This window comes from Fibrobacter sp. UWH6, assembly GCF_900142465.1.
GTDB lineage: Bacteria > Fibrobacterota > Fibrobacteria > Fibrobacterales > Fibrobacteraceae > Fibrobacter.
The window spans coordinates 26,675-53,252 of record NZ_FRAX01000021.1; the positions used below are offsets into that span (position 1 = coordinate 26,675).

At 48.7% G+C, this 26,578-nt stretch carries 28 protein-coding genes and 1 pseudogene; 14 read left to right on the plus strand and 15 right to left on the minus strand.

Annotated features, from left to right (window positions below; all coding sequences use genetic code 11):
• Positions 1–126 precede the first annotated feature (126 nt).
• The 7 genes from BUB73_RS14370 to BUB73_RS14400 all read left to right on the plus strand — a co-directional run bounded on the left by BUB73_RS14370 (position 127) and on the right by BUB73_RS14400 (position 6,952).
• The gene (locus BUB73_RS14370) at positions 127–537 is read left to right on the plus strand and encodes a hypothetical protein (protein WP_073160405.1); all 411 of its coding nucleotides are present in this window, start codon (positions 127–129) and stop codon (positions 535–537) included.
• Between the two features lie 12 nt (positions 538–549).
• Entirely contained in the window at positions 550–2,004 is a 1,455-nt protein-coding gene (locus BUB73_RS14375) for a M23 family metallopeptidase (RefSeq protein ID WP_073160403.1), read from the plus strand.
• A 249-nt stretch (positions 2,005–2,253) separates the two neighbouring features.
• Positions 2,254–2,703 (plus strand): hypothetical protein, encoded by a 450-nt coding sequence (locus BUB73_RS14380; RefSeq protein WP_073160401.1) that lies wholly within the window; start codon positions 2,254–2,256, stop codon positions 2,701–2,703.
• A gap of 135 nt (positions 2,704–2,838) precedes the next feature.
• The gene (gene leuC, locus BUB73_RS14385; RefSeq protein ID WP_073286928.1) at positions 2,839–4,248 is read left to right on the plus strand and encodes a 3-isopropylmalate dehydratase large subunit; all 1,410 of its coding nucleotides are present in this window, start codon (positions 2,839–2,841) and stop codon (positions 4,246–4,248) included.
• A gap of 21 nt (positions 4,249–4,269) precedes the next feature.
• Complete coding sequence (locus BUB73_RS14390) at positions 4,270–4,872, plus strand: 3-isopropylmalate dehydratase small subunit (protein ID WP_073160397.1); 603 nt, start codon at positions 4,270–4,272, stop codon at positions 4,870–4,872.
• Positions 4,873–5,194: 322 nt separating this feature from the next.
• Positions 5,195–5,617 carry a helix-turn-helix domain-containing protein gene (locus BUB73_RS14395; RefSeq protein ID WP_073236547.1) on the plus strand — a complete coding sequence of 141 codons (423 nt, stop codon included), beginning with the start codon at positions 5,195–5,197 and terminating at the stop codon, positions 5,615–5,617.
• 18 nt (positions 5,618–5,635) lie between these two features.
• Positions 5,636–6,952, plus strand: coding sequence for a type II toxin-antitoxin system HipA family toxin (locus BUB73_RS14400; RefSeq protein ID WP_073286931.1), 1,317 nt, complete (start codon positions 5,636–5,638; stop codon positions 6,950–6,952).
• A 256-nt stretch (positions 6,953–7,208) separates the two neighbouring features.
• Here the strand turns inward: BUB73_RS14400 and BUB73_RS14405 are convergent, their stop codons facing one another.
• From BUB73_RS14405 to BUB73_RS14430, 6 genes are all read right to left on the minus strand, one after another.
• Complete coding sequence (locus BUB73_RS14405) at positions 7,209–7,415, minus strand: hypothetical protein (protein ID WP_073286934.1); 207 nt, start codon at positions 7,413–7,415, stop codon at positions 7,209–7,211.
• 101 nt (positions 7,416–7,516) lie between these two features.
• Positions 7,517–7,996: a hypothetical protein gene (locus BUB73_RS14410; protein ID WP_073286937.1), complete on the minus strand. Its 480-nt coding sequence runs from the start codon at positions 7,994–7,996 to the stop codon at positions 7,517–7,519.
• Between the two features lie 22 nt (positions 7,997–8,018).
• Positions 8,019–8,303 (minus strand): hypothetical protein, encoded by a 285-nt coding sequence (locus BUB73_RS14415; protein WP_073286940.1) that lies wholly within the window; start codon positions 8,301–8,303, stop codon positions 8,019–8,021.
• A 357-nt stretch (positions 8,304–8,660) separates the two neighbouring features.
• Positions 8,661–8,945 (minus strand): TIGR02147 family protein, encoded by a 285-nt coding sequence (locus BUB73_RS14420; RefSeq protein ID WP_073286944.1) that lies wholly within the window; start codon positions 8,943–8,945, stop codon positions 8,661–8,663.
• Between the two features lie 101 nt (positions 8,946–9,046).
• A complete protein-coding gene (locus tag BUB73_RS14425) occupies positions 9,047–10,129 on the minus strand; it encodes a GGDEF domain-containing protein (RefSeq protein ID WP_073160387.1) in 1,083 nt (360 codons plus the stop codon).
• A gap of 155 nt (positions 10,130–10,284) precedes the next feature.
• Positions 10,285–11,382, minus strand: coding sequence for an exo-beta-N-acetylmuramidase NamZ family protein (locus tag BUB73_RS14430; RefSeq protein WP_073160385.1), 1,098 nt, complete (start codon positions 11,380–11,382; stop codon positions 10,285–10,287).
• A 407-nt stretch (positions 11,383–11,789) separates the two neighbouring features.
• Between BUB73_RS14430 and BUB73_RS14435 the strand changes: the two genes are divergently transcribed.
• From BUB73_RS14435 to BUB73_RS14455, 5 genes are all read left to right on the plus strand, one after another.
• Positions 11,790–12,269 (plus strand): single-stranded DNA-binding protein, encoded by a 480-nt coding sequence (locus tag BUB73_RS14435; protein WP_073160383.1) that lies wholly within the window; start codon positions 11,790–11,792, stop codon positions 12,267–12,269.
• Positions 12,270–12,273: 4 nt separating this feature from the next.
• The gene (locus tag BUB73_RS14440) at positions 12,274–13,236 is read left to right on the plus strand and encodes a hypothetical protein (protein WP_083539809.1); all 963 of its coding nucleotides are present in this window, start codon (positions 12,274–12,276) and stop codon (positions 13,234–13,236) included.
• The gene (locus tag BUB73_RS14445) at positions 13,233–14,243 is read left to right on the plus strand and encodes an aspartate-semialdehyde dehydrogenase (protein WP_073160381.1); all 1,011 of its coding nucleotides are present in this window, start codon (positions 13,233–13,235) and stop codon (positions 14,241–14,243) included. The genes BUB73_RS14440 and BUB73_RS14445 overlap by 4 nt, the downstream gene beginning before the upstream one ends.
• 157 nt (positions 14,244–14,400) lie before the next feature.
• Entirely contained in the window at positions 14,401–14,781 is a 381-nt protein-coding gene (locus BUB73_RS14450) for a hypothetical protein (RefSeq protein WP_088658748.1), read from the plus strand.
• 68 nt (positions 14,782–14,849) lie between these two features.
• Positions 14,850–16,160, plus strand: coding sequence for a hypothetical protein (locus BUB73_RS14455; protein WP_139259233.1), 1,311 nt, complete (start codon positions 14,850–14,852; stop codon positions 16,158–16,160).
• A gap of 93 nt (positions 16,161–16,253) precedes the next feature.
• Here the strand turns inward: BUB73_RS14455 and BUB73_RS14460 are convergent, their stop codons facing one another.
• Both BUB73_RS14460 and BUB73_RS14465 read right to left on the minus strand, forming a co-directional pair.
• Complete coding sequence (locus BUB73_RS14460) at positions 16,254–17,369, minus strand: aminopeptidase (protein WP_073286953.1); 1,116 nt, start codon at positions 17,367–17,369, stop codon at positions 16,254–16,256.
• A 188-nt stretch (positions 17,370–17,557) separates the two neighbouring features.
• Positions 17,558–18,505, minus strand: coding sequence for an AgmX/PglI C-terminal domain-containing protein (locus tag BUB73_RS14465; RefSeq protein ID WP_073286956.1), 948 nt, complete (start codon positions 18,503–18,505; stop codon positions 17,558–17,560).
• Positions 18,506–18,962: 457 nt separating this feature from the next.
• Here BUB73_RS14465 and alr point away from each other — a divergent pair, with 457 nt between their 5' ends.
• Together alr and BUB73_RS14475 are read left to right on the plus strand one after the other, a co-directional pair.
• Positions 18,963–20,186: an alanine racemase gene (gene alr, locus BUB73_RS14470; protein ID WP_073286959.1), complete on the plus strand. Its 1,224-nt coding sequence runs from the start codon at positions 18,963–18,965 to the stop codon at positions 20,184–20,186.
• A 272-nt stretch (positions 20,187–20,458) separates the two neighbouring features.
• Positions 20,459–21,007: a methylated-DNA--[protein]-cysteine S-methyltransferase gene (locus BUB73_RS14475; protein ID WP_073286981.1), complete on the plus strand. Its 549-nt coding sequence runs from the start codon at positions 20,459–20,461 to the stop codon at positions 21,005–21,007.
• Positions 21,008–21,095: 88 nt separating this feature from the next.
• Here the strand turns inward: BUB73_RS14475 and BUB73_RS14480 are convergent, their stop codons facing one another.
• The 7 genes and pseudogenes from BUB73_RS14480 to BUB73_RS17435 all read right to left on the minus strand — a co-directional run.
• The gene (locus BUB73_RS14480; protein ID WP_073236514.1) at positions 21,096–22,211 is read right to left on the minus strand and encodes a hypothetical protein; all 1,116 of its coding nucleotides are present in this window, start codon (positions 22,209–22,211) and stop codon (positions 21,096–21,098) included.
• Positions 22,212–22,229: 18 nt separating this feature from the next.
• Positions 22,230–22,538, minus strand: coding sequence for a hypothetical protein (locus BUB73_RS14485; RefSeq protein WP_073286962.1), 309 nt, complete (start codon positions 22,536–22,538; stop codon positions 22,230–22,232).
• Between the two features lie 20 nt (positions 22,539–22,558).
• Positions 22,559–23,140, minus strand: coding sequence for a hypothetical protein (locus BUB73_RS14490; protein WP_139259234.1), 582 nt, complete (start codon positions 23,138–23,140; stop codon positions 22,559–22,561).
• A 144-nt stretch (positions 23,141–23,284) separates the two neighbouring features.
• Positions 23,285–24,640, minus strand: a complete 1,356-nt coding sequence (locus BUB73_RS14495) for an MFS transporter (protein ID WP_073286967.1) — start codon at positions 24,638–24,640, stop codon at positions 23,285–23,287.
• Positions 24,641–24,741: 101 nt separating this feature from the next.
• Entirely contained in the window at positions 24,742–24,900 is a 159-nt protein-coding gene (locus BUB73_RS17430) for a hypothetical protein (RefSeq protein ID WP_158535569.1), read from the minus strand.
• Between the two features lie 9 nt (positions 24,901–24,909).
• The gene (locus BUB73_RS14500; protein ID WP_073286969.1) at positions 24,910–25,959 is read right to left on the minus strand and encodes a hypothetical protein; all 1,050 of its coding nucleotides are present in this window, start codon (positions 25,957–25,959) and stop codon (positions 24,910–24,912) included.
• Positions 25,960–26,344: 385 nt separating this feature from the next.
• A pseudogene (locus BUB73_RS17435) lies at positions 26,345–26,578 on the minus strand (hypothetical protein); the annotation flags it as partial.

The window sequence follows — 26,578 nt, forward strand, 5'->3', positions numbered from 1 at the left end:
TAAAATTGAAACTTTTTTACGTCCGAGTTGCCCAGGACCCCCTTTTTGAGGCCCTTTTTCTATGACAAGTTTCCAACAAAAAATTATCTTGCATACAGAATTAACAATAATAAAAAGGTGTATATAATGAAATTCGTATTCCTCTGCGACGCAAATTACCTCAAGGGTGACATGGTCAACTTCGTGAACAACTTCCCCACCAATCACGAACTGGTCACCATGACTTCCGACGAACTGCTCCAGACCAAGTCCATCTTTGACGGCACTTTCGCAGTTCTCGCCGAACGTACCACCTGGCAGAAGAATTTCAGCCTGTTCCGCTACTTCGGCCTGCTGCCCCTGCTGGAAGTCCTTCCCCTGGGCGTCGTTAGCCGTTCTCGCCGTAGCGAGCCCCTCAAGGGCCGTACCCAGAACCGCAACCAGGAAATCTACTTCAACCCCTCCTCCACCGCCGAAGAACTCTTCCTCCAGGTGGACAAGTTCGTTGCAGCTCCTCCTGCAGGTTTCACCTACCCCCGCGGCACCGCAAAGGCTTAATCAAAAGCTTTTATGCAGCGTAAGGTTCTAGACAACCTGTACCGTCAAGGCGGTCTGACCCTTTTCGCCTTCCCTTGTGAACAAGCCGACACCCAAAAGTCGGCTATTCCTCTGGAAAGCCTACAAAATCTGGCTCTGGCGCTCAACGCCGGGGCTTCTTTTGTGCTTATGGATTTTTCGGGCAAACATCCTTTTAACGACACCGTACTCAAAAGGAGCCTTCCCGAAAACGACGACCAGTTCCGCGAACTTTACCACCTGCTGCAAGAAATCAAGAAAACAACGCCCCAGGTCATCGGCATCCTTCCGCAAGAAGTTACCGAGGTACAGGCCCGCTACCTGGCGCTTATCGCCCGCGGTCTCATCATCGCCGACAACGACGAACCCAACAGCGACACGGCGGCAATTTATCTGGAAGACGCACCTAGCCTGCAGAAAATACCTCTGCTCTGGTTACACAAGTTTGTTCCAAACCGTCGTCGTTTCCCCGGTGCAGCAAAGGCAGTAAAGCGCAGCGTATCCCTGTTCGGCGAAGTCCGTAAAAGCAACTGGCAGACAAATCCAGCCGGCTTCGTCAAGATCATCGAGAACCTGCACAAGCTGGAGATTCTCAGAAAGAATCCCCTAGACGGTATTTCCAAAGTCTTCAAGCGATTCTTCCCGCTGTTCCTGCTACTGGCAATTACAATTCCGTTCTTCTTCTTCAGCCACCTGGAACCCGGAGTTTCGAACATCCGCAACAGGACCCAGGAGCGAGACCACCTGTCTGTGGCACCGTCCTTCGAATACGTTTTCGACGGCAAGGAAACCATGCAACGAATCGCCCGTTACGCCATCGGACGATTCAACGCCACCATTACAAACGAACGCATGATCCGTCAATACGTCAACGTCACCCTAGACGAAAACGGTTACGACGGCAAATCCTGGGAAAAGAACGGGTTCCACATCCCTCCCGCCGGAACAACAATCAAGTATTCCCGCCCCGACTACCTGGGCCAAACAGCCACAGACTCCATCGGTGCCGCCTGGAAGTACTGGACCTCCATCGTCTCTGACAGCATCAGCTACCTTACTGAATTTTACCACGCAAAGCCGAGCGCCAACCAGCGCCAGCACAACGGCATTGACCTGGCCAGCCGCCAGGGCGCCCGAATCCTGGCACCGTTCGCAGCAAAGGCCTGGACCAGCAAAGACGAAAGAGGCGGCGTCATCATCGGCCTTGTACGCGAAAAGGACGTCATCCTGTTCATGCACTGCGACAAGCTCCTTTACCTAGACGGCCAGGAAGTTATGGCAGGCGATCCCATCGCAACCGTAGGTATCACGGGACACACTACAGGCCCTCACGCCCACGTTGTCACAGGCCTTATCGACAGGAACGGAGACAAGCGCATCGGCAACGTCCGCTACAAGGTAATCGACCCTATCAAGTGGTTCTATCTCTTTAAGCCAAACAGTCCCTAGTCCTTTATTTTAGCGGAATCCAGCCCGCCAGCCGTTGTAAAAAACACAACACTCTACATCGTTTTTTTCTGTGTGATTTTTAACACAAGCGAAACGAAAATATGTTCAAAAAAACTTTTTCTTATGCTTTTTAGGCATTGTGTAATCTAAAAATTACATTCGCCATCTCGCCAAGATATCCACAAATAAATAACTTTGCACGCGGAATTAGGGATTGGTAAAAAACAACGGGTAAAAAAGGAAATAAAAATGAAGTTTAGTGTTTTGGCTTTCTTGACCATTACCGCCGCCCTACTCACCGCATGCTCCGGCATCGTCACCCCCAAGGCAGAACTGGCTTCCCACGACTCTGACCACAGCATTCCCGCTATTGACAACATGATCGTATCCCTGAAGCAGGAATACATCAACAAGTGCTACATGCCCGTCGCCAAGCGCAATCCTCCAGAAAACGCCTGCCAGTCTGAACTGTTCCAGACTCTGGAACGCCGCTACAATTTGAACTTCAACCAGAACCACGTGGCCATGGCCGCAAACGTCCTGTTCTTCAAGGATGTGGATGCAAAGATCGTAGAAATGTCCCGTAACGATCCCGAAGTCCGTAACGCCATCCGCGCAGGCGCTTTCACCAGCACCAGCGAAATGCTGGCCTACTACAAGGGCAAGTATCAGTTCGAAACTCAGCTGGAACAGTACTAATCGCCCCTTGGCCAATCAATAAATAAGGTTTGATTCAAACGCCCTGGTTTAAAAACCGGGGCATTTTTTCTAGATTTACACCGCAAATTTTATTGAGTCCGTTATGTACGGACCCGCAAACAAACGAGACACACTATGGGAAAATCATTATACCAGAAAATTTTCGAAAGCCACACTGTTGCTAAGCTCGAGAGCGGCCAGTGCCAGCTTTTCATCGGTCTCCACCTCTGCCACGAAGTGACCAGCCCCCAGGCATTCGCTTCCCTTCGTGAAGAAGGCACCAAGGTCCTGTTCCCGGAACGCACCTTCGCTACCGTTGACCACATTATTCCCACCACTTTCCCGGAACGTAACCGCCCCCTCCAGGACGGCATTTCCGAAGAAATGTTCTCCCATATCGAAAAGAACACCGAATCCAACGGCATCAAGTTCTTTGGCCCCAAGACCTGCGAACAGGGTGTGATCCACATTGTTGGCCCCGAAGAAGGCGTTACCCAGCCGGGTATGACCGTCGCTTGCGGTGACTCTCACACTGCTACCCACGGTGCTTTCGGCGCTATCGCATTCGGTATCGGTACTAGCCAGGTTGCCGACGTTCTCGCTACCCAGACTTTGGCCATGAGCCCCCTCAAGACCCGCCGCATCAACTTCACTGGTAAGCTGAAGCCGGGCGTTACCGCCAAGGACGTTGCCCTCGCCTACATCGCCAAGCTTGGCGTGAACGGTGGCGTTGGCTACGCTTACGAATTTGCAGGCCCGGTTATCGAAGCTATGAGCATGGAAGGCCGTATGACCATCTGTAACATGGCTATCGAAGGCGGCGCACGCGTTGGCTACTGCAACCCCGACGAAAAGACCTTCGAATTCCTGAAGGGCAAGCCCTACGCTCCCAAGGCAGACAAGTGGGACGAAGCTGTTGCCTACTGGAAGTCCGTGGCTACCGACGCCGACGCTCAGTTCGACGACGAAATCGAAATCAACTGCGACAATCTCGAACCCATGGTGACCTGGGGTATCACTCCGGCTCAGGCCATCCAGCTCAACGACAACATGCCGAAGATTTCTGAATTCGAAGGCTCCGAAAAGAAGGTCATCTCCGAAGCTTATGAATACATGGGCTGGGAAGAAGGTGGCAAGATGATCGGCACCCCCATCGACATCGCATTCGTGGGTTCCTGCACCAACGGCCGTCTCTCCGACCTCCAGGCTGCTGCTGAAATCATCAAGGGCCACAAGGTTGCCGACACCGTCAAGATGTGGGTTGTTCCGGGCTCCATGAAGATCAAGGTTGAAGCAGAAGCTCTCGGCCTCGACAAGATCTTTAAGGAAGCAGGTGCAGAATGGCGTGAAGCAGGCTGCTCTCTCTGCCTCGCCATGAATCCGGATAAGCTGAAGGTTCGCCAGGTTAGCGCTTCTTCCAGCAACCGTAACTTCAAGGGCCGCCAGGGTTCTCCCACCGGCCGTACCATTTTGATGAGCCCCGCCATGGTTGCCGCTGCCGCTATCGAAGGCAAGGTTACCGACGTCCGCAAGTACATCAAGTAATAGGAACAAGGAGATTTAAAAATGAATTCTATTGACATCGTTAAAGGTTCCGGCGTTCCTGTTCGCGGTAACGACATCGATACCGACCGTATCATTCCGGCTCGCTTCCTCAAGTGCGTGACTTTCGAAGGTCTCGGCGCAAACGCTTTCGCTGACGATATCGCCGGCCTGGAAGCCCAGGGCAAGGTTCACCCCTTCCGTGACCCGGCCTACAAGAACGGCACCATCCTGGTCAGTAACCAGAACTTCGGTTGCGGTTCCAGCCGCGAACACGCTCCGCAGGCTCTGAAGCGCTGGGGCATCAAGGCAATCATCGCTGAAAGCTATTCCGAAATCTTCTTCGGCAACTGCGTCGCCCTGGGCGTTCCCTGCTTCAAGGTGGACCACGCTACTGCCGACAAGATTCTCGCATGGATCGAAGCCAATCCTTCCAAGGAATTGGAAACCAGCACCGACGCTCGCACCCTGAAGCTGGGCGACGAAACCATCGCCCTCACTTTGGCTGACGGCCCCCGCGGTCAGTTCCTGGACGGTTCCTGGAACGCACGTTCCGCTCTCCAGGCTAACGCCGACAAGGTGCAGGAACTGGCATCCAAGCTTCCGTACATGAACTTCCTTAAGTAGTAGGGCGCACCTGCTCCACAAGGTGGATAACTCTACTACGGAACTAAAGTTCCAAGTATCGTATAGGTGCTTTGAGGCAAGAGGTCGCATCGCTTAGAGGTCGGCACTCCGTGCCTTAAAGGCAAAAGAGCGAATTAAAAATGCTCGGGTCACCAGACTCGGGCGTTTTTTAGTTACACAAAAACCGTAATTCAGCATCACAAAATTTAATTCTTTATTTTTACTGATTTATAATAAATATTTAGTATTTATTCGTATATTTTAAATAAAAATACATCATTTCGAAATAAAATTTGTATATTACCCCATGGAGGAATAAACCATGGTCAAGTACACACCCTTTTCTGACGAAGCAGTCCTTGTTGAATTCGGCAAACGCATTGCAGGCTACAGGCTCAACAACAACTGGACACAGGCGGAGCTCGCTAACAGGGCGGGCGTCAGCAAAAGCACCGTGGAGCACATCGAAAAAGGGCAATCCACCCAACTTCTGAACATGGTAAAAATTCTGCGCGCACTGGGGCTTTTGAACCAGTTTATCAGCATTGTTCCTGAGCTTGGCCCGAGCCCCATGGAACTTCTGATGCAGTCCAAGAACCAGCAAAAGAACAAGCGCAAGCGTGCCTCCAAACCAAGAAACAATACGCAGAGGCAGGCAAGTTCTTTCGACAGTCCAAATGATTTTTCTGAAACAAGTATCGCCGCCGAATCTAAGTCCAAATGGGTTTGGGACGAAGACAAGTAAGTCCATTTGGGAGGATTCATGATCGCCGTCGAAGTCAAGCTTTGGGGAACAACCATCGGGGCGCTTTCCATGCAGGAAGGCGAATCTGTGGCGCATTTTGAATACGCACCCGCATTTGTCGGGGCCGGCGTCGAGCCCTCGCCCATTACCATGCCCGTAAGCCGTCAAATTTACACATTTCCGCTTTTATCTAACACGTTTAAAGGTCTGCCAGGGCTTTTCGCCGACTCCATTCCCGACAAGTTCGGCAACAGGCTCATCGATTCCTGGCTTATAAAGCAAGGGAGGAATCCCGAGTCTTTTACGGCACTGGAGCGTCTCTGCTATACAGGCAACCGCGGCATGGGCGCCCTGGAATTTTATCCAGTCGAAGGTCCCGCCGCAAGCGAGAACGACATTCTGAATGTAGAAAACCTCCGAAACTTCGCCGCAAGCATTTTAGACAGCCGAAAGAATTTCAGGGCTAGCATCGGCAAAGGAGCCGCGCTCCCTCTAAAGACAAAAAAGCAGCAGCAGACCTTCGAGCAGATTCTTCGCGTAGGCACATCCGCAGGCGGCGCAAGGGCAAAGGTGCTTATCGCCCTGGACGAAACCACCAGCGAAATCCGATCCGGGCAAGTCGCCAATGGCGAAAACTTTTCCTATTGGCTTCTGAAGCTGGACGATGTGCAGAACAACAGCGACAAGGAAAAGGCTGATTTCCAAGGCTACGGCCCTATCGAATACACCTACTACCAGATGGCACATGCAGCAGGCATCCAGATGTCGGAATGTCGTCTGTTGGAAAAGGCTGGACACAGGCACTTTATGACAAGACGCTTTGACCGCCTCGCCGGTGGCAAGAAGTTGCATTACCAGTCCCTCTGCGCACTCGCCCACTACGACTTCAATGCTGCAGGTGCCTACAGCTACGAGCAGGCAATTACCATAATCAAACAGCTAGGCCTCGGTTACGACACCCTCGAAGAATTTTTCCGCAGGGCCGTTTTCAATATCTGTGCCCGCAACCAGGATGATCACGCCAAGAACATCGGATTTCTGATGAACAAGCGGGGCGAATGGAGCCTGGCCCCCGCATTCGACATGACTTACGCCTACAATCCGGGCGGTCTCTGGACCGGCACCCACCAGCTCACCTTCAACGGCAAGCGGGACTATTTCACCACTGACGATTTCAAGGCCGTGGCAAAGTTTGCTGGCCTTAAGCAAGGCCGCTACAAAAAAATATTGGTCGACGTGCAAAGCGCAGTCAGCCAATGGAGTAAGTTTGCAAAAACAAACGAAGTTAGAGCGGAATACATCAAGCAGATCAAGGCTGCACATAGAGCATTTTAGGCTTTACGCCTTCATCTTCCACAACGCCACCATCTACACAGCTTTCTCTAAAATTAACATTTTCATTCATCAGCCCAATTTTAAAAGCAAAAGCCGCAAAATCAAACAGAACAATACAAACAAAACGAATTTCGCAATACAAGAAAGGGCATGGTCAAAGCCATGCCCCTTTGCTACATCATAGAGAATTACGCATTCCTAACTACCCAAACATCAGTCAAAAAAATCAGAAATGTCAGTACTAGAATTTTCATTGTTAATACTTGCAGTCTCCGTTGATTTTGATGACAAAGTCGAACTTCTTATCAATCGTTACAGAATCAATCTGGATTTTCGCACGATTTTCAATTAGCAATTGACGGGCTGAATTATTCAGAATGTACTCATCTGACACGTCGATAAAATCAGTCAAAACGTATTCATCACAGCCCTTTGTAATGAAATCTTCCAAGACCAAAAGCATATTTTTAGGATTTCTGATATAGGTCGTGACTTGTTCGACGTATTTTTTACAGTTGCACAAACTATTTTCGATTCCCGAAAACAAGAATTTAGGAAGATAGTCTAAATCCTTAGTCTTGTACAATCGCTTACCCTTTTTGTCAACACAATATTCAGCAACAACAAGATTGTTTTGACACTCACCCTTAATTTTGAATTTAAAGAATTTTGTCTTTTTTTCTTGGTTGTCATATCAAATGACTCAACCTTGCCGTTTAAATGCGCGCCATAATGTGTTTCCAGTTTTCTTGATGCGTCATTCAAATGAAAGTTGAAATCAAAAACAGGAGGGCCACCCAGCACGGCGCATCCTCCCATAAGTGAATCCAAACTATCTGATGGCGCGTCGAACTTAAAATGAACATACGGTTCTTTTCCTGATGTATAATTCGCACCAAAAGACTCACTAATCAAATCGTTATTCAATACAGGATGAATACTGTATTCATTTGGGTTTTCTGCAAAGTATGCACAGAAGTCATACACATCTTCATGCCCGAAGCAGAATGCGCAAAGAATCAAATAAGCACTAATCTTTTTCATACATAATTAAATCTAATTTATCTTATTTTTTTAAGCATATTTGACTAATTAAACTATTGTAGTTATTTATCAATTCCGCATTTACATCGATGCGATCTTTACAATTATTATTTGTATCGTAATCATCCCATGCGTTTTGTACATTGTATAAATCACTGAGTTTAACAGATATTTTCTGCCACCACATTATTTCAACAGCATTTCCACAAATTTCTTTTTTTTGTTTTTGATGACGCAACTGAGAATTCCAATGTCCAACTTCCGCTATATTTGCTATCAGACCATATTTCTTTATGCCTTTTTTCATGAGAAATCAGAGTTTCGTTATTTCCTTGGTATACTAGCCTACCCACTTTCATTCGCAAAGAACCTTCAGATATAAAATATCTAGCGTCCCCTTCAATCCGTATGGACTTGTAACAAATTCTTATCATGGGTTCCGCTTTAACATATCCACTCAAAGTTTCAGATTTTAGTAAGGCATGAACATTAGACTCTTTTTTGCGTTTTGATTTATTCCAAACTCTTTGATAAACGTTTTTTTTCTAAATCAAAAGATATTTTATACCCTAAATTTCTGCCTAGTGCATCATAATGATATGCATCACTATTTAACTCTAATGCATTATTATTCTGTAATACAGTTTCATCTTTGTATGTATTTTCACTTGTTCGTTTTGTCCTGCAATAACAACCCATATCTACACATCAATTTCAAAGCCTCGCTAACCTCACTTGCGGGAATTTCCGGATAACACAGCTTTGCAATTTCTGCCGGTTTAGGATTTTTCAATGTGGAGGCAACTTCGCGGATAACAGAATATTTCCAGGATTTAAAGAACTTGTAGGATTCACTATTCAAAACCGCTTCCTTGCGATTTTTTACAAGATCCTTGTAAAAGTCAAGAAGAAATTGACGATAATCAATATATTCAACAATATTGGTCATAAATCAAAACATAGTTAAACGCCACTCATCCCGAAAACAAGAACAATACAAAAAGTCCGGGTCTCTAGACTCGGACTTTTTTCATATTTAAAGCAAAACTTTTATTCCTTGCAGATCTGATTTTTTCCGTTAGCTTTAGCCTTGTACAACAAGGCGTCTACCCCACTCAAAATCTTATTCTGACTTTCAAAGGCTTCATCGCCGCAACAGACCAAACCGCCGCTGATGGATATCACCATCTCGGGCTTGTCGGCATAGGCAATTCCACGGACCTGGGTGCGGATATATTCCGCCTTGGCAAAGGCCATTTCCATGGAACTGGCGCGGATCAGCTGGATAAACTCCTCGCCACCATAACGAACAGCGCATTCCCCCTTGCTGGCATCCTCGACGCTGCGCCCAATAGTCGCAACACCGCGCAACACCATATCACCAAAAGGATGGCCGTAAGTATCGTTAATCTCCTTGAAGTTATCGATGTCGTACATGAACACGTAATAGCCATCCTTGCGATCATGCCATACCGTTTTCGACAGGTAGTCAATAAAATGGCGACGGTTGTACAAATCGGTCAGCGGATCCTTTTCGGCCAGATACCGCAGTTTCTCCAGAAGTTCGTCCTTGTCTTTCTGGTTCAAGGCATAAAGTTTCAGCAAATACGAAGTCGTCGCACCAAGGCAAATGGACAGCACCAGATAAGTGGCGCAATAATCGATAAACGTGGTTTCGGCATCGATGTTGGTCACCCACTCCGGATGCAGCCAGGACACCACAAAAGAAGCTTCGCCCGACACAATGGCAAAGGCGATCAACATATAACGGGTCGCCCTCTTTTCGTGAAGCGCACAGAGGAACACCGAGCCAAAGAAATAGATGATGATACTGCTGTTCAGAGCGCCATACATGAAAAACTGAAGAGGCAGGATAATGCCGCACATCAAAAGGCACAGCGCCACATAGCAAAACGAGATTTTCTGAGTTATCTTGGCGAGAACCCCCAGGAGGACAACACACAAGAAGCAGAAAAAGCAAAAAGTAACTGTCGATCCCGGCAGCTTTTCAACAACAGAGGAAACTGCAGACATGAACGATGCCAGGCCTACAAGGCCTAAAGTCACCCAAAAGAAGACATTTTCCAATGTATCCTGCTTACGCAGGAATTCGTCCAGACGTTCCTGAAACATGACACCTCTCCTTCAATACCATACCCAACAGAGTTCTTAATATAAAATTGTATTATAAGAATTTCAACAAGAATCACCATTTTTTATGGGTAATAAGCATAAAGCAAAAAGCGCCCGCCACAGCGGACGCTTTCGCACAAGTCTAACTTTAATAATTAGATAGAAGACTCGATAAATTCCTTACGGAAGGTTCCATTGCCCAGCAAGATGTCGATGGGCAGCTTGTGGAATTCGTATTCGTAAGGCGGCTGCTTCCAGGCGAAATCCTTGGGATATTCGTTGAAGATGTACTGCAGAAGTTTAATTGCCATGTCGAAACTGCGGAACTTGTCGCGATCCAGAACGTGAATCTGGGCACCACCGCAAATCTGGCCAGCGCCCTTGTGGAAGGTAGGCTGGAAGTAGTTTTCGCGGAAGTACACACCAGGCAGCTTCAGACCGTTCATGTACTTGCAAAGTTTAACGGCATCGATGAAGGGCGCGCCAAAGATTTCGAAGGGGCGAGTAGTTCCGCGGCCTTCGCTGACGTTGGTGGCTTCAAAGAGGCACATACCCGGATAGACGATTGCGGTATCCAGGGTCGGCATGTTGGGGCTGGGAAGAATCCACGGGAGACCAGTCTGGTCGTACCACATCTTCTTATCGTAACCTTCCATGTGCATCACGTAAAGTTCGCACTTGGGGAAACATTCAGCCTTGAACTGTTCAGCCAATTCGCCGATAGTCTTGGCGTGGCGGGTACGGATGCTGTGGAGGCCCACAAAACTTGTGTAATTCAAATCCAGAACCGGACCTTCTTCGTCCACACAATTAATGGGGTTCGGGCGATCCACGACCACAACGGGAATACCCAGCTTTTCGCAAGCCTTCATGCACAGGTAAAGAGTCCAGATGAAGGTGTAATAGCGGGCACCCACATCCTGCAAGTCTACCAGGAGGGCGTCCACGTGAGAAAGCATTTCGGCGGTAGGTTCGCGGTGTTCGCCATAAAGGCTGTAAACAGGAATTCCAAGTTCCGGGTCGGTGTAGCCTTCCCATTCAATCATGTTGTCCTGGGTGTGGCCCTTGATACCATGCTGGGGGCCGAACAATGCAGACAACTTAAACAGTTTGCCATCATAGGACTTCAGAAGATCAAGAGTATAGCTCAGGTCTGCACAGACAGAAGCCGGATGGAGAACGGCGCCAAGGCGCTTGCCACGGAGGGCGGCAGGGAAAGACTTTTCGAAATTGGAAAGAGCGAGAGTAACCATGGTTAGTTAGTAGTTAATAGTGAAGAGTGAAGAGTTATGAGTTATGAGTTATGAGTTATGAGTTATGAGTTATGAGTTATGAGTTATGAGTTATGAGTTAAAATATGGCGCCTTCGGCGCGATTATTTAGCTGAAAGGAGCCACAGGCTCCGCCCTCATACCTGATACCTCATACCTAACTTTGGTGCCTTCGGCGCGATTATAAGATTTCGTATCTGACAACTCATATCTAATATCCAGCCTCGTACCTTTAGCCTTTAAACTTGCTGCTTTAAGATAGTTATTTGAGCAAAAAATGTCGCATATTGTTTGCAAAATGCTCTGGTTTTTCAAATTGACAGTTTAATGACATTCGTTTTTTTTATCTTTGCTCCCGTAGAAACAAAAAAATAAAAATAGGATTAATTATGGCTTATCTCAATAAAGTGATGCTCATCGGTAACATCGGCAAGGATCCCGTCATTAGCGCAGGTCCCACTGGCCGTAAGCGCGTGTCTTTCTCCCTGGCAACTTCCCGCCGCTACCGTGACAACAACGGCGAACAGAAGGAACAGACCGACTGGCACAACATCGTCGGCTGGGGCAAGGTTGCCGAAACCATGGAACAGCTGGGCGTCCACAAGGGCATGACCCTCTATGTCGAAGGTTCTCTCACCAACCGCAGCTGGACCGACCAGACTTCCGGCCAGAAGCGCTACGCCACCGAAGTCAGCCTGGATACCTTCCAGCTTCTGACTCCCCGCAACCAGAACGGCGGCAATTTCGGCGGCGGCTCCTTCAACCAGGGCAGTAGTTTCAATCAGGGTAACAGTTTCAACCAGCAGAGTTCCGCTCCCGCCTACGACGCTCCCATGGCCGAAGGCGCAGACGAAGACCTGCCGTTCTAACTAGATGAACCATCAAGTCGCAGACATTGCATTAAAGCTCGTGCTTCCGCTGGGAATCACCTTTACGGCGATTCTCCAGTCAGCAGCAGCCTATACCCGCAGTCAGAAGATTCTGGGAGTCCTTCTGTCTATTTTGATTGTAGCCATGGACTGCGTGTTCTACTTCGCCAAGAACACCTACATCACCTACAACTGCGACGGCGGCCTGCTGTTGACTTTCGCCAGCATGGTAATCCTGTCTATCATCTACGCCATCCGTAGCGAAGACCGAGCCACCATGAGCGGAAACATCTTCCTTGCCGTATTTATGCTGGCCGGCTTCCTGGGAATCGCCTATTGGGACCGCCCCACGTTCATTCCCACTTCGGAATACAACCCGAGGGAACTGGCCGAACAGAACGCCCGCTACCAGGACTACATCGCCTCCTTCGAAAATGGCGACGGAGGCAAGGCTGTTCAGTACAAGGCAAAGCAGTACGCCGCATCTAAAATCGGCGCCCCCGCTTCTTCTGACAGGGAATTCGCCAACAGCCGTCTCGAGAGCTATGTAGACGAGGCAGAATCCGTCATTCGACGCATGCTGGACATCTCGAACTCCATCGACGTCTTTGAACCTATCCCTGCCAACATCAGCGAAAGCGAACGTGAGATTCGTAGCCAACAGGCATTGGCCATCAACAACAATGCCGTTGCCCTGAACAAGAAGGTTCTGGGACTGTTCCACCCCCACGAGTCCAGCGAAGCTCACTCCGAACTGATTCAGGCAAGTGAAAGCGCCCGTCTGGCCGCTTATTCCCTTTACAACTATACGCTCCAGGATAACCCCGAGGAACAGCTTGTGCAATACAGGCAGACTCGAAGCCAGATTGCCCAGATGAACGTCTATCTGGACCGCTTCCGGAACGATATCGAAAATTTGAAATCAAACAATAAACCACAACCAATAGAACAACAGGATCAACAATGATTCGTAACGTAGCTATTATGGGCGCCACCGGTGCCGTTGGCCAGGAACTGCTTTCCATCTTGGAACAGCGCAACTTCCCTCTCCAGAACCTCAAGCTTCTCGCTTCCGAACGTAGCGTCGGTAAGGAATTCACCTTCAAGGGTGAAAAGCTGAAGGTCGAACTGACCTGCGCCGATGCATTCAAGGGTGTCGACCTGGTTCTCTCTTCCGCAGGCGCTGCAGTTTCTAAGGAATTTGCACCCATTGCTGTAGAAAATGGCGCAGTCGTCGTCGACAACACCAGCTACTTCCGTATGATGGACAACGTTCCTCTGGTCGTTCCCGAAGTGAACGCTTGCGACATTCCGCTGCACAAGGCCGAAAACGGTGGCTGCGGCATTATCGCAAACCCCAACTGCACCACCATCATGATGGTTGTGGTTCTGAACCCCATCGAAAAGATTTCCCACATCAAGAAGATCCGCGTTTCCTCTTACCAGAGCGCAAGCGGTGCAGGTGCAGTTGCTATGGAAGAACTCCAGCAGCAGTACAAGGACATCATTGAAACCGGTTCTACCACCCACATCAAGAAGTTCCCCTTCCAGCTGGCTTACAACGTCATTCCGCAGATCGACAAGATGACCGAAAATGACTACACCAAGGAAGAAATGAAGATGTTCAACGAAACCCGTAAGATCATGCACTCCGATGTTCGCACCAGTGCAACTTGCGTACGCGTTAGCTCTCTCCGTTCTCATTCCGAATCCGTGTGGTTCGAAACCGAAAAGCCGGTTTCCGTCGAAGAAATCCGCGCAGCCCTCAAGAACGCTCCGGGCGTATTCCTGAAGGACGATCCGCAGAACTACGTCTACCCCATGCCGCTGGAAAGCGCTGGTCACGACGACGTTTATGTCGGCCGTATCCGTAAGGATCTCGCTGACGATTGCGGCAACACTCTGTGGCTCACCGGCGACCAGATCCGTAAGGGTGCTGCACTGAACGCTGTCCAGATTGCAGAACTCCTGTAAAGGCGAGTGCGCGGACAGGTTCCGCGACAAAATGCAATTGAAAAACGACCCGGTTCAAGCCGGGCCGTTTTTTTACCGCCAAAAAGAATTACTTTATCTAAACAACCCTGCCCGATAAAATTCCTGATTGGTTATATTAGGTAAAAGAGGTTTGAATATGGCAAGCAAACTTGCAAAAATGATTTTGGTATTTGCCGTAGCGACCACAACGATGGCCGGATGTACGGAGAATGGAGAAAAATCGCAGAAGCAACAACAGGAAAAACGTCTGATTGAAAAAGCAAAAGTTGATGAAGCGAAACTATTAACGGAAGAATTCCTTATTGAAACGGACGAAAAAAAATTGGATTCTCTGGTCGAATTAAAAGTGAAAAAAAAGATGGAAAAAGATTCCTTTAGATTGTACGTCACAGAAGTAAAAAAATACAATGATTCTCTTGACCAAATAAAAGGAAACCAGTCACCACATAAACCCGACCCAGAAATATTGTTTAGAAAGATGATGAAAGAGTGTTTAAAGAAGGGAATGTGCAATTAAATGAATAAAATTTTACTTTATCTAACTATTTTTTGTCGATTTCTTCTGCCGTAGAATATTGTGAAAAATTGTCACCTTATATAGAAGAAGGTGGACTTAGCAAGGAAAATGCGATATCGCTTATTGAAACGCTAATGCACGACCACTACGCAAACGAATGTTTTTCTGAGGGAGGCGAAGTGTCTCGCTACGTCAGCACAACAAGACCCGAAATGAATGGCATTCCTACCCTGGACTTAGACGGCGGAGCAGTTGAAATTTATTGTTGGCACGAAAACAATGAAACATCCTTGGGCATAAGGGCTAAATTTGCAGCAGTACAGTATTACGACAATTACGACCATATTTTTTACCGATGCTACAACGATAAAGAAAGTTGCGGTCAGAATGGAGCCTACCTTGAACAGCCATACTATACATGTTTCAGAGGAGCCTTGGATGAAAGCGGCTGTACAGAACACACTTCTGACGTAATTTATTTCGACAAGGATTTGGAATTTACAGAGAAAACATTACGTCGAATCCCTGCTAATTTCACACGAAAAATGGCTATTGAACTCGGGGATGAATCGATTAAGACATTCCCGACAATGTATGTATACTACGACTACGATTACATCGGCAGAGGCCATCTTTCAACTTTAAGTCCGAGGACACTTTCAAACGCATACGATTTCTGCGAATATATCATCGAAGAACATCAGAGGAAAATCACTCCTAGCATAAATCCAACAAGTTCATCGGCAGCGGTTTCAAGTTCAAGCATAGAGGTTCAGCAGTCCAGTTCCAGCAAGGCAGAATCTTCTTCATCCTTGGCCACAAACGTTTTTGACGGTATCGTCAACAACCCCGATCAAATTTTCAATTCGGGTCTACAAAACATGGAAGAGGGCTCTTGCTATTCCCTGAATCCCGCCCGAGCCAACGAGTTCAATGGCTGGGTAAATGACAATGCATCGGATTCATGGTGGTGGCGAGAGGTTGATTGCAATACAGGGAACCGAATCGAAAAAAATAAAATCGGAGCATGTCCCGGTTTCCCGTTGGACGAAATTCCAAGCAATCCAACATCAGCCTGTTTCGCATACAACGGCACATGCTATAAATGCAACCCATCCCGCGGTGGCGATTGCGGAAACTCCTGGCTGTGGAGCGGCTCCTTCAGCTACGGCAACATTGGCTGGTGGTATGTAGAAATCGACTGCCACACATCATTGCAAAAACAAGCTCCCTACGGCCAGAGCCAAGACATCACCACCGAAGAAACCTTTGATATAGATTTCACCATATCTCAAAAAAATTTTGACATTCTTGGTCGAAGGAAAAATAGTCGTCCAACAGCAAAACAAATAATATACAGAACACAAAAGCCGTTCTAAGACAACAAAAAGTCCCCGCCCATCAAACAGATGCGGGGACTTTTTCGTCGTAAGGAGGCGAGCAACGCAGTAATGCGCAGGTTATGGACAAAATTAAGCGAGTTCTTCTGGATTCAGGCATTTCAGTTCGTCGATGACGAACTTGCCGTCCTTGCGGATCAGAACGTCGTCGAACCAGATTTCGCCACCGCCGTATTCCGGGCGCATGATAAGGACCAGGTCCCAGTGGATGGCAGAAACGTTACCGTTGGGAGCGTCTTCGTAGCAACGGCCCGGGGTAAAGTGAATGGAGCCAGCAATCTTTTCGTCAAAGAGAATATCGCACATGGCGCTGTTCACGTAGGGGTTAAAGCCGATGGCAAATTCACCCACATAGCGGGCGCCTTCATCGGTATTGAACAGGGCCACCAGAGCATTGTTATCGCCGGTTTCGCAAGAAGCTGCCACAATGGCACCGTCCTTGAATTCCAGGCGCACATTGCCGAACTGCTTGCCGTCATAGAGGGACGGAGTATTGTACTGGATTACGCCATTGACGCTGTTGCGGACCGGGGCGGTATAGACTTCGCCATCGGGGATGTTCATGTTGCCGCAGCAAGGAACGGCAGGAATTCCCTTGATGCTGAAGGTCAAATCCGTTCCCTTGGAAACCAGGCGCACCTTGTCGGTACGGTTCATCAGGTCCACCAGATTCTGGGCGGCCTTGGCCATGCGGGGGTAATCGGCCAGGCAAGCTCCAAAGTAGAAGTCCTCGAAAGCTTCGGTGCTCATCTTGGCGGCCTGTGCCATAGAGGGGTTGGGCCAACGAAGTACGCACCAGCGGGTCTTGTTCACACGATAGTCCAGAACAGCCTGGTTGATGATTCGATAGTTCCTCATCTGCGGGCCAGGAATGTCGCAGTTTTCCATGGCGTTTTCTGCAGCACGGATAGAAATGTAGCACTGCATCTTCTGCATTTCTTCCATGGCCAGATCCGCAGCCAGCTTCATCTGCTCCACAGAAGCGGACTTGATCATTTCGCGACGGACACGGCCATTGTAGTTATGCACAAAGGCATTGCCACCAGCCTTGGAAACAGCCTTGATCAACTCCGTCGTCAGTTCATCGGGAGTGTCGGTGGTTTCGATGAGAATGTTTTCGCCAGCCTTAAGAGCAATGGCGTTATTAATCAAATTTTCAGCAAGCTTGGTAATGCGAGGATCTTTCATAATGAGCAGTGAGTGATGAGCCGTGAGAGATGAGCGGTGAGTAGTGAGTGATGAGCCGTGAGATACGAGTCTTTATAATCGCGCCGAAGGCGCCTAACTTATTAACTCATAGCTCATGACTCAAAACTCATACCTAAATATAAAAATGTCCGACAGCCTTGGGGGCTATCGGGGTTTAGGGTGTTATACTATTCAGAGAACGTGAAGGGGATTGTCACGGTGGTATTGCCCGCCTTAATCTTACTGAAGGTCCAACGGCTCACGGCATTCCTGATTTCACTATCGAATTCCGCGTAGCCGGTTGTCGACCCGACAATGGCGTTGCTAATGACTTCACCGCCCGGAGCAATGGTAAACCGCAAAGTCACCTTGCCCTGGAATCCCGGTTTTTTCTTGAGGTACTTGTTGTAGATATGGCGAAGCCCAGGCGTTCGAGTCCTAATCACCTTCATCACATCAGAAGACGAACGGACCGAATGATCGGAACCCCACTCAATATCCGTAGGCGACGGAATTTTCATAGGCCCCCTAGCCCTTGTGGAAAGCGCTCCGGCAGAGCCTCCAATAAGACTGCTGAGAGCATCTCCCACGCCACCGCTACCGCCAGCAGCATAGCCCTGATTAAAGCCCCCATCCACCTTACCGGCACGTTCACCGATTCGATGTTTTCCGGAGAGCTGAAGGCCGCTGCTGTGCTTAAGCACCTTGTCGATATCCTTGGCGAACTTCTGCGTCATCAGATCGTAGGCCCCGGCGCTTGCGCTATGGGTCTGCGCCGTTAGCATTTTTAGAACACTACGTTCCTGGACCGCATTAGGTCTACCCGTACCACGACGGGGGCCGCCGCCACCCGCTCTCCTGCGATTGACCTGTTCCATATTTCTTTTGGGACGTTCCTCCTTCTTTTCTTCTTTTCGGTCTAGGATCTGCATGGTAGCCCTGATGTTCTCGTTCACCGAATCCACAAAGGCCACTTCGGGAACAAGCTGTTCGAATGCCGCCGCCCAAAAGCAAAGGGCAAGCGCCACCAGAAGAGAACCACTTGCAATGGCACCCATCTTCTTGTCGGAATCCGGCATCAGCGCAGCTACCAGCGGATCCAATTTTACTTTCTTCTTTTCGTTTACGTTTTTCATGATTTTATCCTCCTTTCCTTTCGGAAAGAGTTTGGTGATTTATGGGAGAAATACCTTAGAAACGGCTCTTTTTGGGAGAGTCTTTTTTTATGAGGGGGTAAAGCAGAGAACGACATTGCAGGGCAATGTCCAACACTCAAACTTTATATGAAACGGGAATACAAAAACGTTAAGTTAGCTTGTTCTCAACTCCGTTCTACCACCGCTCCTTACTTCGGGGAATGAACGAAATTCATCTCGAACATCTTGAATGTACAAAGAAAAAATCAGGCGGGAACGTCGGCATCGGTAAACAAATCTTTATGGGATTTTCTGTAAAAAATCAGTCGAACCGCCAATGCCATATGGCATAAGGGCTAGAGGCGGATTCACCCCATCATTTTAGCGGTCCATTTTTACAAAAAATACGGCAACCTGTTCTATTCCAAATTAGAGTTTTCTTATATTTTTTTGCATCATGAAGCTTTTACAGAATTCTCCCGATCTTAATAGAATCGCGCGCCCCAATTGGATTGAAATCAACCTCGACGCCCTTTGTAACAATATTCAGTTTATCCGTAGCCAGATTCCTGCCAACACCAAGATTCTCCTGCCCGTCAAGGCAGACTCCTACGGTCACGGCAGCCTGGCCTGTTCCTTTGCCGCCAAGTTCGGCGGAGCAGACTACCTCGGCGTAGCCCACATCAGCGAAGGTATGGTCCTGCGCCAGTACGGCATGGACTTGCCCATCCTGGTTCTTGGCCCCTGCACCCCCGCAGACTTCGCCTACTTCGTAGAATTCCAGCTGACCGCCGTCATTACGGACATCCGTACCGCCATGGCCTTCGACCAGTTCCTCCGCGAAAACGATTGCACCTGCAAGGCCCACCTGAAAATTGACACCGGCATGAACCGCTACGGTTTCGACGCCGAAGACTTCAACAACGTACGTGCCGCCCTCAGCCTCAAGAACCTCAAGTTCGAAGGCATGTTCACTCATCTGGCCACCGCCGACATGCCGGGCAACCCCAAGACCGAAATCCAGATCCAGAGATTTGCCCGCTTGGTAGATGTGCTGGAAGCCGAAGGCCTCCGTCCCGAAATTTGTCACTGCTCCAGTTCTGCAGGCACACTGACCCATCCCGAAAGTCATTTCGACATGGTCCGTCCCGGCCTCGCCCTGTACGGTTACAATCCCATGGGAGCCGCCCCTTCCCCCTGGCCCATCAAGCCTGTCATGAAGATCAAGTCTACTATCCGTCACATTCACGATGTGAAGCCCGGCGAAACCGTAAGCTACGGCGGATACTGGATGGCACAGCAGCCCACCCGCATCGCCACCATCGCCATCGGTTACGGCGACGGCTACCTTCGCGGTGAATACAACAAGGGATTCGTCTTTATCCGCGGACAGCTCTGCCCCATCCTGGGTCGAGTCTGCATGGATGCCACCATGGTGGACGTGAGCCACATTCCCGACGTGCAAGTCGGTGAAACCGTAGACGTGGTGAACGGCGAACTGGATTTCCGCATTTCCATGGAAAGTGTGGCCGACGACCATCACACCATTCCCTACGAACTGACAAGCCGCGTGGCTCGCCGTCTGTACCGCAAGTACTACTGGAAGAACCGCCTGGTCCGCTGGGACTACCTGCGTCAGGAATTCGGCGTAAAGGAATTCAAGGAATACCCGTTGAGATAGTGGTTCGCTGAGTTCGCAGCAAAAAAGGCGGTGGAAATACCTTTTATAGGGTCAATCCACCGCCTTTCTTTTAGTTTATCCGTGTAAAAGGCATAAAAAAGAGGATTTTCGCTTCTATTTTTTCAAAAAGAAGGAGATTTTCTTCAACATCAAGTGCGTTTTGCAGGAAAATTCACATACAACATAACAAAAAGGCGGTTAAAAATCCTTTTTAAAGGAAAAAGCACTGCCTTTTTTCATCCACATAAAAAATAATCTTGTATATTCAGGATATGGACTTTTCAGACGAAAAATACACAACCATACGCCACCGAAACTTATGGGGCGAATGGACTTTTGTATTCGAGAAGTCTAAACTTTGCAGCCTGCGCTACAATTCTGACAACGCAAAGCCAAGCCAGGTTCAGGCCTGCACTTACGCCGTTGCAGACATCGAAGCGAACCTGTCGCCAGTGGTGAGCAGAGCCTATCGCAAGGCGGTTCAGCAGCTCAACGAATTCTTGGCGGGTAAGCGGAAAGAGTTCAGCATACCATATAAATTATACGGCACGGAATTTCAGACAAAAGTCTGGAACGCCCTCAAGGAAATCCCCTACGGTGAATCCCGCACCTACAAGGAAATCGCAGAAATCGTGGGGAGTCCAAAGGCCATGCGAGCCGTCGGGCAGGCGCTGCACCAGAATCCGATTCCGCTGATCCTCCCCTGCCATCGCGTTATCGGGAAAGGCGGAGCCTTGGTAGGTTTCGGGCTGGGCCTAGATATGAAAAGACGCCTCCTGGTAATAGAAGGCGCAATTCCACAGGAAATGCTGTTGGAGTAAAGGAGATCCCGGGACAAGCCCGGGATGACATTTCGGCTTCGCTCAATGACTAGCGGAATCAAACCTCGGTAGGTGAGCGGAGTCGAACCTAGTCCTTGTCGTCGAAGGCTTCGGCTTCTTCGGGCTCTTCTACGATCCAGTCACGGATGTGCTTGGCCAGATCCTTTTCGCCATCCTTTTCGGCGGCATCGGCTATTTCGTTCAGCTCTTCGGCATCCATGCCAGCCAAGTCTTCTTCAAACTTGTCTACATAACCGGCCAACTGCTTATAACGCTTCATGCCTGCCAGAAGCTGCATGAATTCCATATTGGCTGAAGAACCGCAACGGAACTTTTCGTGTTCGGTAAACAGCTGATCCGCTTCGGAATCCGAAAGCAATGCGGCCAGGCGACCCAGGTTCATGATTCTCGGATAGGTTTCGTAAAGCTGGCGGGCAATCTTCAGGCAATCCGACTTGCGGCCTTCCTTGTCGGCGATGGCTGCCTGCAAATCAAGGTAAGCTTCTTCGTCTTCGTTGCCGGGATTCTTCACATCGTTCATCCACTGCTTGGCAAGCACCAGGTCGCCAGCCATGAAGTAGGCGTTTGCAATGTCGATGATGGTAGCGTTGCTCTTGTCCGGATCCTTCAGCAGGGCGGCCTTGGCATAGTTTGCAGAATCGTTGATAGCGTCTGCCATATCGCAAATGGCGTCCAGAACGTCTTCGCGGTTTTCGTCGGCGAACTGAGCTTCTTCCGCCACAAGTTCATTCAAAAGCTTGCTTGCCCTTTCCAGCGGCATCACCTCTTCAAGGCTCAGGAACACCACGGAACGGCCTTCACCGCCCACATGGCGCACGGCCAGGTCGTGAATCAGGTCGGCCACGTAATCCTTGTCTTCGTACTGCTTGGCAATTTCCACAAAGAACGTACCAGCGTCATAGAACAGGCTGTCCCAATATTCCTTTTCTTCGTCATCTACCTTGAAGGAGACGAAATCGGTACGCAAGGTCCAAGCCAAAAGTTCCAGCTGAACCTTGGGATCCTTGCAATCCTCGATATCGTCAATACCCTTGCCGATGGTTTCGTACAAGTCATCGGGGCGGTTCAACAGGCGGCTTTCACCGCTAACGATCTGAGTCAAGGTATCGCGAAGGCGATCTTCTTTGCTGCGGTTGGCCTGAGCCAGCGCCGGGGACTTAAAAAACTTTTTCTTCTTTGCCATGATTAAAAATTTAGAAAACTAGAATAAAACGCGGTAAGGCAGTTCTTTCTTTTGCTTTGAGAAACGACGACCCTTCAGGTCGATGTAGTGGTCTCGAGATTTAAACACAGGCTCAGCTTTCATCCGCTTCGCAATCGCCAGCGTTGTATCCTTCGAAGTTTCTACTGAATCCACAGGCGTAACAACGGAATCCTTAGGCAGTTCAACCACTGTGGTATCGGGGATTTCGGCTGCAGAAGTATCTGGATTTTCTACAGAACTATCATCCTTCAACACAGTAAAGAAATACTGTTGAAGGGGCTTGCTATTTTCGTCAACGTCAGTCAAAAAAAGAGAATAGCCATTTTCTATTTTTTAAATTCGCCTTTACGATCCTGTACGGTATCTCCCGTAGCCAAAACAACCCATTGATTACACAAGGTAGAATCATTTTTATCGACAGCAAGAATAAACTCTGTCTGAACGTACAAATCTCCAGAACTATTTTTTGTCCATTTCCTGGTGAACAAGGTATCGTTCCTTGTAATCAATTCCTCACGATCGAAAAGAGAACTCACAGATTCATCCGGTAAAAATTCTATGACAAGATTTTCACCGAAAAACAAGCCTCTGCTATTTACGAAACTTTTTCCATCGGTATATCGAGTATGATTAACAACCGTGGTATCGCCATTCAGCTCCTTTGACAAAAGGATTTCAAAGCCTGTTTTCTTCGGTTCACTTTCTCTTTCTACATAAAAAGGAACAACCGAGCTCATTGCAGACAATCCATCAGAAAGAATTCTTATTCCACTGTAAGATTCAAGGTAAGGTCCGTTCCACAAAAAATTATAGGTCGTTCCAGAAACACCATCTCGATTCACAGATTTATTGCTATCGAGACGAACGGATTCATCTAGAGAGAACAACATCTGTTCTGTAATATTCACCAATCTTACGGCATCGATGCAGTTAAAAGCACTTGCAATTCAGACGAAACCTAAGACAGCGAGAGATAAAATTTTATTCATCATAGCCTCCACCCTTAAATCTAACAACTAAGATTCCCTTAACCTAGTTATCAATCATCAAAGTCACTGATTTTTTCTGGCTTTACGCTGCTGAATTTGTCTAGCCTTTCGGCGTTCCTTGCGACGGCGGCGGCGTATCCTGTTACGGGCGGCATTCATTGCAGACACCTGATGCAGTACGTCCATGATGCGTTCGGCAGCGAATGCATTATTCAACTTCTTACGGGTAACGTAATCCAACAGGCAAACGCAAATCAGAAGACAACTCACAAACACAGCCAATGCAACAGGCCAGAGAATCACAGAAAAATGAGCCGCAATCAATCCAAAAGTAGGAGGCATTATAATGGACCCCACATAAGAGCCCGCCATTTGTATACTAATGGCTCGCCCCGAAAGATTTTCCCCAAAACGGGCCGGAGTCGCGTGAATTAAGGATGGATAAACAGGGGCACAGCCCAAACCAAGCAAACAAATGCAAAGAGGCGTGAACCATAACGGCAACGGAAGGATCAAAGTAAAACAGCCAACAATCACAATGGCTATACCCGCATGCACCAGGCGCATATCCGTAAACTTGATGGCAAAGAATCCGCTTGCAACGCGGCCTATCATAACACATGCAAACATCAGAGAAACCGCCAAAGCACCAATCTCCGGAGCAAAGCCGCGGGCAACCAAATAAGTTCCACACCAAAGGCTAGTGGAAATTTCAAGCGCCGAATAAAAGAAGAACGTTAAGAAGGAAAGCTTCATGCCAGGTACGCGAAGGGCCGCCCGCAAGGATATGTCATTTTCCACCGGAGCGGAGGTCTTGCCACCACGATTTTCGGAACCGTTGCCTCGCCCACTCTCGCTACTTGGCCTCGGTTTTTCGACACGTTTCCACAACGGGAGAGCCCCCAGCATCATCACCACGATGGCTCCGAGCAAGACTGCATTCAGTTCATAGGCACCTCGCCACCCCGCCCCCACAAAAACGGAAGCCGACAGGATTGCAGGCCCCAGGCAGGCCCCGACGCCCCAGCTGGCGTGCAGCCAGTTGGTGTGCTTTGATTCCAAATAGATTGCCGCAAAGTTATTGAGGGCAACGTCGATGGCTCCGGCGCCAAGGCCCATGGGTATGGCACAGACGCACATCATCCAGAAAGCGGTCGCAAGGCCGTATCCAGCCGTAGCCACTGCAGTACAGCAAATGCTAATCGCCACCAGCTTGCCCGTACCAAGCCTGCGCATCAACGTAGGCGTAATCAGGCTGGAAATTATCGTCCCGACACTCACGATAATCGAAAGGATTCCCGCCGCAGAAAGAGGGGCCGCCAGATCAGTCTGCATCAAGGGCCATGCCGCCCCCAGAATCGTATCCGGGAGACCCAAGCCGATAAAGGCGACATATATGACCACAAGCAGGAATGTCATACCCTTGAAGATAAATAAAAATTTCGGAAAAAAGAAACCACTTTACAGAACGAAAAATGCCCGGCCACCTGGCCGAGCATTTCTACTGCAAATTTTAACAATTAGGCATTCTTGTTCATTTCGGGATTGTAGTCAAAACCGAATTCGCCATCGTATTCGGTAGCGTCGGGGCCGCCTTCGGTACCGGAGCCTTGCAGCAGTGCGGCATTTACGCAAACTTCCAGAACATCCATCTTCGGGGCTACATATTCTTTCTTCATGGTTCTCCCCTACTTGATGACGACCTTCTGGCCTTTGTTGTAGTAAGTTCCCTTGGCGGTAGGCTTCTTGTTCAGCTTGCGGCCCTTCATGTCGAACCAGAGATTATCATCCGTCGAGATTTCTCCAGTGCGGGTATTCATCACGCCAATGGGGGTCAAGTCGCCATCGCTTCCGCGAATGACAATTTCAATCTTTTCGGGAAGTTCCTCATCCAGGGAGGCAGTTTCCTCCGGCTTTGCAGCAGCCTTCATACCGACGAACTTGCCAGTTGCGCAGTTGTTGCAGAAGTAAGCTCGCATGGGGCGGATAAATGCGCCGGCAGAGCCCTTCACAAAGTCGCCAACAGAAACTTCTTTCTTGCCATCCGTGGCTTCACGCTTTTCGGCGGCATAGCCATACACGCGGCCGAGATCCTTATCGCCAGCCACCCATTTTTTGTAGCTGTAAGTGCCAACGAATTTCCAGCCCTTGGAATCTTCGTCTTCGGACACGACGACCCCGTTATTTCCACCCTTGGTGCTCAACGGATAGCTTGGTACCTTCAGGAAATTTTCATAGGTCTGTCGAAATTCAATTTGACTAGCCCCATCAACACCACCAACCTTTACAATGTAGGGGGTATTGGCTTCCAAGGTATCAGCTCTTTTTACTTCATCGACAACAGCCTGCACAACGCATTGTGGACAATAACGTTTCAGCATTACAAACTTGTAAACGTTCGCGCCAAAAAGCTGAAGTCCATCACCACCAAAAAGAGTGGATTCAAAGGGGAACATTACCGTTCCATATGTATTGCCACTGAAATCACGATGATAGATAATATGTTCCACATATTCCGTATCAGGAACACTAATCGTAGAATCACGATTCGGGCTCTTATCGTCAAAATAGGCAACACACCGAACATACTTGCCAACGTCATTACCAAAATCAACGGTCATGGTGTCTATGGTAAGGGAGCCGTACACCTTCGGAGTCCCCGGCGTGCAAGTATTCACGGCAGTGGCGCCTACAGCGCAGAGTAAAATAGCAGCTACAGCTATTGCAAACTTCTTCATATTGAACCCCAGTCTTAGGAAGTCCCTATACAACCGCAGCCAAAAATAGAAGTCAAAAAATTACGATTAAAGCCTATTACATATTATAAAAAATTTACTAAAGACACTTAATAATGTTATCGCAAGGCTACAAAATCAGCGAAATCGGAGCATCGTGAATGGTTCGTGAGCGCAGCAAGGAGTTCGAGGGCTGAGCCAATCTTTTGGGAAGGCTTTGCAGGACTTTTGAGTGTGCGAAAAAGCCTTTGTAAGCCGCAGTAGCTTCGTTTGGAGAAAAAGGAGATCCCCGAACAAGTCGGGGATGACACCGGAGGGGCGCGGGGGAGACGCAAACAAAAAAAGAACCCGCGAGGGGTCCTAACGTTATGCGAAATGATCGCAGCAGCTATTTGCTTTTTTCGGCCAGCTTCGCCTGAAGAGCAGCAATCAGTGCATCCTTCTCAGCAAGAGCATTGTCCTTCTCAGCGAGAGCATTGGCCTGGTCGGCCAGTTTAGCTTCACTCGCAGCCAGTTTCGCATCTTTTGCCTTGCTTGCCGACTCCATTCTGCGAACCTTGCGTTCAAGAGCGCGTCGTTCGTCGCCTGCACTCACAAAGCCAAGCCTTTGTCCAATACTCTT

What these genes read in the sequence shown, in the direction of transcription:
- BUB73_RS14370 (WP_073160405.1), top strand. Translation starts at nt 127, where the DNA reads ATGAAATTCGTATTCCTCTGCGACGCAAATTACCTCAAGGGTGACATG.
- BUB73_RS14375 (WP_073160403.1), top strand. Translation starts at nt 550, where the DNA reads ATGCAGCGTAAGGTTCTAGACAACCTGTACCGTCAAGGCGGTCTGACC.
- BUB73_RS14380 (WP_073160401.1), top strand. Translation starts at nt 2,254, where the DNA reads ATGAAGTTTAGTGTTTTGGCTTTCTTGACCATTACCGCCGCCCTACTC.
- leuC (WP_073286928.1), top strand. Translation starts at nt 2,839, where the DNA reads ATGGGAAAATCATTATACCAGAAAATTTTCGAAAGCCACACTGTTGCT.
- BUB73_RS14390 (WP_073160397.1), top strand. Translation starts at nt 4,270, where the DNA reads ATGAATTCTATTGACATCGTTAAAGGTTCCGGCGTTCCTGTTCGCGGT.
- BUB73_RS14395 (WP_073236547.1), top strand. Translation starts at nt 5,195, where the DNA reads ATGGTCAAGTACACACCCTTTTCTGACGAAGCAGTCCTTGTTGAATTC.
- BUB73_RS14400 (WP_073286931.1), top strand. Translation starts at nt 5,636, where the DNA reads ATGATCGCCGTCGAAGTCAAGCTTTGGGGAACAACCATCGGGGCGCTT.
- BUB73_RS14405 (WP_073286934.1), bottom strand. Translation starts at nt 7,415, where the DNA reads ATGCTTTTGGTCTTGGAAGATTTCATTACAAAGGGCTGTGATGAATAC.
- BUB73_RS14410 (WP_073286937.1), bottom strand. Translation starts at nt 7,996, where the DNA reads ATGAAAAAGATTAGTGCTTATTTGATTCTTTGCGCATTCTGCTTCGGG.
- BUB73_RS14415 (WP_073286940.1), bottom strand. Translation starts at nt 8,303, where the DNA reads ATGAAAAAAGGCATAAAGAAATATGGTCTGATAGCAAATATAGCGGAA.
- BUB73_RS14420 (WP_073286944.1), bottom strand. Translation starts at nt 8,945, where the DNA reads ATGACCAATATTGTTGAATATATTGATTATCGTCAATTTCTTCTTGAC.
- BUB73_RS14425 (WP_073160387.1), bottom strand. Translation starts at nt 10,129, where the DNA reads ATGTTTCAGGAACGTCTGGACGAATTCCTGCGTAAGCAGGATACATTG.
- BUB73_RS14430 (WP_073160385.1), bottom strand. Translation starts at nt 11,382, where the DNA reads ATGGTTACTCTCGCTCTTTCCAATTTCGAAAAGTCTTTCCCTGCCGCC.
- BUB73_RS14435 (WP_073160383.1), top strand. Translation starts at nt 11,790, where the DNA reads ATGGCTTATCTCAATAAAGTGATGCTCATCGGTAACATCGGCAAGGAT.
- BUB73_RS14440 (WP_083539809.1), top strand. Translation starts at nt 12,274, where the DNA reads ATGAACCATCAAGTCGCAGACATTGCATTAAAGCTCGTGCTTCCGCTG.
- BUB73_RS14445 (WP_073160381.1), top strand. Translation starts at nt 13,233, where the DNA reads ATGATTCGTAACGTAGCTATTATGGGCGCCACCGGTGCCGTTGGCCAG.
- BUB73_RS14450 (WP_088658748.1), top strand. Translation starts at nt 14,401, where the DNA reads ATGGCAAGCAAACTTGCAAAAATGATTTTGGTATTTGCCGTAGCGACC.
- BUB73_RS14460 (WP_073286953.1), bottom strand. Translation starts at nt 17,369, where the DNA reads ATGAAAGATCCTCGCATTACCAAGCTTGCTGAAAATTTGATTAATAAC.
- BUB73_RS14465 (WP_073286956.1), bottom strand. Translation starts at nt 18,505, where the DNA reads ATGAAAAACGTAAACGAAAAGAAGAAAGTAAAATTGGATCCGCTGGTA.
- alr (WP_073286959.1), top strand. Translation starts at nt 18,963, where the DNA reads ATGAAGCTTTTACAGAATTCTCCCGATCTTAATAGAATCGCGCGCCCC.
- BUB73_RS14475 (WP_073286981.1), top strand. Translation starts at nt 20,459, where the DNA reads ATGGACTTTTCAGACGAAAAATACACAACCATACGCCACCGAAACTTA.
- BUB73_RS14480 (WP_073236514.1), bottom strand. Translation starts at nt 22,211, where the DNA reads ATGGCAAAGAAGAAAAAGTTTTTTAAGTCCCCGGCGCTGGCTCAGGCC.
- BUB73_RS14495 (WP_073286967.1), bottom strand. Translation starts at nt 24,640, where the DNA reads ATGACATTCCTGCTTGTGGTCATATATGTCGCCTTTATCGGCTTGGGT.
- BUB73_RS17430 (WP_158535569.1), bottom strand. Translation starts at nt 24,900, where the DNA reads ATGAAGAAAGAATATGTAGCCCCGAAGATGGATGTTCTGGAAGTTTGC.
- BUB73_RS14500 (WP_073286969.1), bottom strand. Translation starts at nt 25,959, where the DNA reads ATGAAGAAGTTTGCAATAGCTGTAGCTGCTATTTTACTCTGCGCTGTA.